The 5,158-nt window shown below is 55.0% G+C and carries 6 protein-coding genes; 4 read left to right on the top strand and 2 right to left on the bottom strand.

Annotated features, from left to right (window positions below; translation table 11 throughout):
* A partial coding sequence (locus K6T64_RS16230) for a polysaccharide deacetylase family protein (protein WP_288011141.1) occupies positions 1-795 on the bottom strand: 795 nt, incomplete at its 3' end.
* A gap of 130 nt (positions 796-925) precedes the next feature.
* Entirely contained in the window at positions 926-1,999 is a 1,074-nt protein-coding gene (locus K6T64_RS16225) for a polysaccharide deacetylase family protein (RefSeq protein WP_288011138.1), read from the bottom strand.
* Positions 2,000-2,132: 133 nt separating this feature from the next.
* Between K6T64_RS16225 and K6T64_RS17065 the strand changes: the two genes are divergently transcribed.
* The 4 genes from K6T64_RS17065 to K6T64_RS16210 all read left to right on the top strand — a co-directional run bounded on the left by K6T64_RS17065 (position 2,133) and on the right by K6T64_RS16210 (position 5,082).
* A complete protein-coding gene (locus K6T64_RS17065) occupies positions 2,133-2,327 on the top strand; it encodes a zinc ribbon domain-containing protein (protein ID WP_483306159.1) in 195 nt (64 codons plus the stop codon).
* A gap of 159 nt (positions 2,328-2,486) precedes the next feature.
* On the top strand, positions 2,487-3,155 hold the full coding sequence (locus K6T64_RS16220) for a class II aldolase/adducin family protein (RefSeq protein ID WP_288011135.1): 669 nt from the start codon (positions 2,487-2,489) through the stop codon (positions 3,153-3,155).
* 93 nt (positions 3,156-3,248) lie between these two features.
* A complete protein-coding gene (locus tag K6T64_RS16215) occupies positions 3,249-3,647 on the top strand; it encodes a PadR family transcriptional regulator (RefSeq protein WP_288011144.1) in 399 nt (132 codons plus the stop codon).
* Positions 3,648-3,651: 4 nt separating this feature from the next.
* Complete coding sequence (locus K6T64_RS16210) at positions 3,652-5,082, top strand: DHA2 family efflux MFS transporter permease subunit (RefSeq protein ID WP_288011132.1); 1,431 nt, start codon at positions 3,652-3,654, stop codon at positions 5,080-5,082.
* The last annotated feature ends 76 nt before the right edge of the window (positions 5,083-5,158 follow it).

Genomic DNA, 5,158 nt, shown 5'->3' with positions numbered 1-5,158 from the left:
GGGTAACGCTTCCACCGTGTTATCCAAGCGTTCTCCGCGGCCACCGGCGCAGTGTTCCAGAATGATGCCGCCAGGGGTGATTTCCTTTCGGACATAGTTCATGATCGTGGGGACCGGGGTGCCCGCCCAGTCGCGTGTGTCCACGCTCCAGTCGATGATTTTAAAGCCCATGCCGCCGATCGTCTGGACCAGAGCTGGCGTCAGTTCTCCATAGGGTGGGCGGAAGAGGTCCGGAGTATAGCCAACCAGCGAACGGAGCAAATCGTTCGTACGTATCAGTTCTGACCGAATCTCAGCGATCGACAGTTTTGTAAAGTTGGGATGGTCCCAAGAGTGGTTGCCCACCGCATGCCCCTCGGCGATAATTCGCCGAACCATCTCGGGATGGGCTTGGGCCCGCTGGCCAACGATAAAGAAGGTGGCGTGAATCCCTTCCCGCCGCAAGATGTCCAGGATGCGGGTGGTATAGGTGACGTCAGGACCGTCGTCGAAGGTCAAAGCGGCTTGTTTTACATTCCTCGGACCGCGATAAAAGACGATTTGCGGAAATTGGTCAGCCACTCGATGGCGGAGTTCCGGGGTGTCGATGCGGCCGGTTTTTTCCCACCCCCCTTGTAGATCGTGCGTGGTGGTCCGAACAGCGTGAGGGGCAGCGGCCCGGGGCGGGTTGGACGGCACTTGCGCTTGTGGTTGCGCGGGTAACGGTTGCGGGGGTGAAGACTCCCGAGGTGCCGGCCAACATCCGGTCACAAGCAGCGACAAAGATAAGGCTGCAGCGGCGCGCCACATGACCATTTCAAGAAACCCCTCCCGCGAGCAATTTTGTACGTTGTTAAGTTTTCCGCTCCCGGTGACGGATATGTGAGGCGGTCAGAATAGAGGTTCCCCGGTCGGGGACTCAAGTCGAGTCAGGCCCGTCTGAATTTCACATGTTTGAACCCGTAGGTGTCAAAGTCGGCTGATCATAGTGACGCAGCACATTCAATAGGCCTTGAGCGCTGAGGGCCGGGGTTCCGGCGTTGATACGGTAAAGGAGGGTGCGATCGGGTGGGTTGATCCCCGGTTTGACGGTAAAAAAGAGTCGAATTCCCAAGGATCGTGCTACATTGAGCACAGTGTCATTGTAAGCCCCATATGGGAATGCCAAAGCTTTGGGATGCGGACCGAGTTCGCGTTCGAGGCGCTCCTCAGCCAGGGCAAGGTCACTGCGGATACGCGCTTCATACTCTTGTTGAGTCTCTTTCCTACCCTTTCCTGGTAAAAAAATTGCATTGGCGGCAGCCGGCTTTTGGTGTCCTGTTGCATCGACCACCGCTAAATAATGAAGATTGTACGTATGATTGCAAAAGGTCATTCCGTCGTGCTGCATCTTCCTCATCTCCAACCAAGTGAGGTGGGGGATGGCCTTGCGGTTCAGGTTTGGAGCATCTGTATCTTTTACAATAATGAAATTTGTAGCTGGATAGTGGTGAGCTCGTAAGATCGGATAAGCGTATTTGTAAAAGCTTTCATAGCCATCGTCGAAAGTGATGACCACGGCATTATCTGGAACCGGAGCGCCACTATCGGCAAAGGCGAGAAGCTTGTTCAGTCCGATGATGTGATAACCTGCCTGCTGAAGCGCGTTCATCTGGGCGGCGAAGCGCTCCGGGGAAATGGTGAATGCACCCTCATGCGGGTCGATGTGATGATACATGAGCACCAGGACGCGGTTGCGATAATGGTATCGGGACTTGCCGAGATAGTCAGACCGACGTATTGGTTCGTTGTCGGTGCTTGCCGCCGACAACGAAGGCGTGGTAGGGGTGATCAACACGTGATGCGGCTCACTCTGATGGAGAAATATAACGCCTACTAGCACGATTAAGGCGAGAAAAACGGCGAACACGAGCCCTGCGACACCATATGGGAGTATATGTTTGTTCATGTCAATTCTCACGCCTCTCAAATCGGGAATAAGGTTTTGATTTGTTTTCCCCGAATGTTGTTCCAACTCCATAATTCTATCTTTTATGCGTCTACCATACCACTAATCATCGCGGGAAAGAAATCATGAGGCCAAGCTGGATGCTGTAAAAAAAGCGTTCACCGACGGTGGCGAACCGGTTGTACGGGGACTACGTCAATTGGTTGTGGGCATCCAGGTGGCGGAGGGGATTCCGCCGGAGGTGCGGAAATGGAGCTGTCCGCAGTGTGGGACGCGCCATCTCAGGGACGAGAACGCAGCCCTGAACGGGTTGGCGCAAGTGCTTGAAAAGCTAGAGGTGCCCTGCTCGGGCCGTTTGGGAAGGCGGCATAATCAACGGCGATCAAACGGGGCAACCTGATCACACCGGCTTTTTTCGCAGCGTGCGGGCCGTGACAGGGTATACCGAGGCCGCCCATGGCTTCTCTTCCACCCCATTCATGTTCGATTCCATTTCCTTGACTGTTTATCACTCTATACTGTAAAATGCATTATAGAAATCGATACAGGAGGGATCGGAATGGACAAAGTTTCTCGGGCTAAAACCGAGTTGATTCAAGCGTCTCGGGCGTTGAGAGATGCCGGCTTGATGTTTCGCGGGTATCATGCCAACTTGTCGGCGCGGATCTCCGAAGATGCGATGATCTTGACAAAGGGCGGCAATGTTGCCCATCTCGACGAGGACAGTTTTGCAGTGGTTCGCATCGACGGTACTGTCCTTGAGGGGGAAGTTGCTCCAGCCCAAGCGGAGATTATCCACATGCATGCCGCGGTCTATCGCGAGCGTGCTTCGGTCGGCAGCGTCATCCATACCCATGCGCCTCACGCCACAGTCTTTGCCGTCGCCCATCAACCGATTCCGATTGTTTACGAACCCTTGGTCCGCTTCGGAGTGACCGAAACCATTCCGGTCGTACCATGGGCGCCGCGGGGGTCGGACGCTTCGGTAAACGGCATTATCGACATTGTGAAGGGACACCCGGGTGTATCGGCGGTGCTCTTAGCGAATCACGGCGTACTCGTGTTTTCGCGTAGCCCTGTTGAAGCGGTTCAATTGTTGGCTACTCTCGATGAGGCAGCCGAATTGATTTTGAATGCGCGGTTGATCGGCGGAGAAAAGCCTCTGCCCAATGAGGCCTTTGGACAAATTGAACAGCGGATGCGAGAATTCGCTGGTGCCGAGAAGTAACCACTTTTTCCCTGTGATGCCGCCGCTCATGGCGGCTTTTTTTTCAATATCTCCACAACCAAAGCCGATCGGGTCGGGGCTTGGCTCGTGGGAATGGAGATGATATGTCAGATGGAGTTCAATTCGAAACAGAACCGCCATTTGCCCGCTTTTTTGCTCTTATTTTTGTTGGATGGAGAAGCGCACGGCGGGGCGCTGTGGAACCGCATCAGGACAATGCTACCCGAAGAGTGGAACATCGACAGTGGTGCCGTATACAGGGTCTTGAGAGACCTTGAACAGCGTGGCTCGGTGCAATCGACGTGGAGTATGGATGAATCGGGCCCTCCCAAGCGCGTCTACCGTATCACCGATGCAGGGAAACAAGAATTGATGTGGTGGCGCAAGGACATCCAGTTGCGTAAGCAAAACTTGGAGTCCTTTTTGCAAATGATTGATAAGCACATCCGAGCGGGCGCGTTAAAACTGGAAGGAGACGGAAATGGAGAGTAACGGTATGCCAAGGGCATCGCTCGAAAAAGCCGGACAGTCACACGAACCGGCAGCACATCGATGGTTGGTGTTTATCAGTGTCGTGATCGGTACGTTCATGGTCAATGTGGACAGCAGTATTGTTAACGTGGCGGTGCCGGTGTTACAGCGGGATTTTCATGTTGGGCCAGGGGCCTTACAGTGGGTCATTTCCGGGTATCTGCTCGTGGTTACCGCCACGTTGCCGATGATTGGTGGAATGTCTGATCGGACCGATCGACGAACATGTTATATTGCAGGGGTGACCGTTTTCAGCTTAGGATCCGCATTGTGTGCATGGTCGACCGATGTGGACCAACTGATCGTTTTTCGCCTTGTTCAGGCGCTAGGTGGCGCGGCCATCATGGGCAACGTTATGTCGATCATTTCATACACATTTCCGGCCGGTCAACGCGGGAGACCTCTTGGCTTGGTCAACAGTGTCGTGGCTGCAGGGACCATCGTCGGTCCCGCGCTGGGAGGTGCCTTGACGGCAGCCGTTGGCTGGCAGGCCATTTTCTGGGTGAACGTTCCGCTCGGCATGATTTCTATCGTGATGAGCCTTGCATTCTTGAGGCGCATGTCCACGAATCGTTCCATGGCGCGATTTGACTGGATGGGCTCGTTGTGGTTCTTTGTTGCCATGGCGGGAATGCTTCTTTTTATGTCTAATGGAAACAGTTGGGGATGGATGAGCGGCAGGAGCATCTTGGCGGGTGGTGTAAGCATCGGAGCATGGCTTCTTTTCATCATGCGCGAATCGCGTATTCGCGAACCTCTTATCGACCTTCGGCTGTTCCGTTCCGCCCGGTTTGCCATTGGGAACGTCGCAGGTTATCTTTCGTATGTCATCATGATGTTCCCCACGTTCATTCTGCCGTTGTTCCTTCACCAGGTGATGCACGAGCCGATAGCGCATGTCGGATTGCTCATGACGTCCCAAGCTGTTGCGATGATCCTGATTTCCCCGGTGGCGGGTTGGTTGACAGACAAATATGGCCCGAAATGGCCGACGACGGTCGGTATGGCAATCGCGACCGCGGCTTTGCTGGGGATGGCGGGGTTCGGAAGCGGCACTTCGAAACCGGCCGTCGTCGCGGCACAGGCCCTGTTTGGCCTGGGGATGGGCTTGTTTACCGCCCCGAACAACGTGTCGATTCTGGAGAGTGTGCCGGTGGCGCAAACCGGGCTCATCGGGAGTCTGCTGGCCACCATACGAAACTTTGGACGGGTGTCCGGTGTGGCGCTTGCCGTCGTGTTGCTTGAGACGGCGATCGGAACATCCTCTCATTACAGTGAATCGGCGCTCGTTATCGGTTCGAGGATCGCGTTCGGGAGTGCCGCGATCCTTGGTGCCGTGGCCACGTTGCTCATTTCGACGCGCATGGCGGCATCGTCGAAAACGACAGTCATCTGATAAATCTGCTCGGGAAGCGTCGACCCGGAAAGGCTCGACAGGGAGCCGACTCATTCATGGGCCAAAGTGGGGGGAG

Source organism: Kyrpidia sp., from assembly GCF_023512215.1.
GTDB classification, from domain to species: domain Bacteria; phylum Bacillota; class Bacilli; order Kyrpidiales; family Kyrpidiaceae; genus Kyrpidia; species Kyrpidia spormannii.
This window is presented reverse-complemented; position numbering and strand designations above follow the sequence as displayed.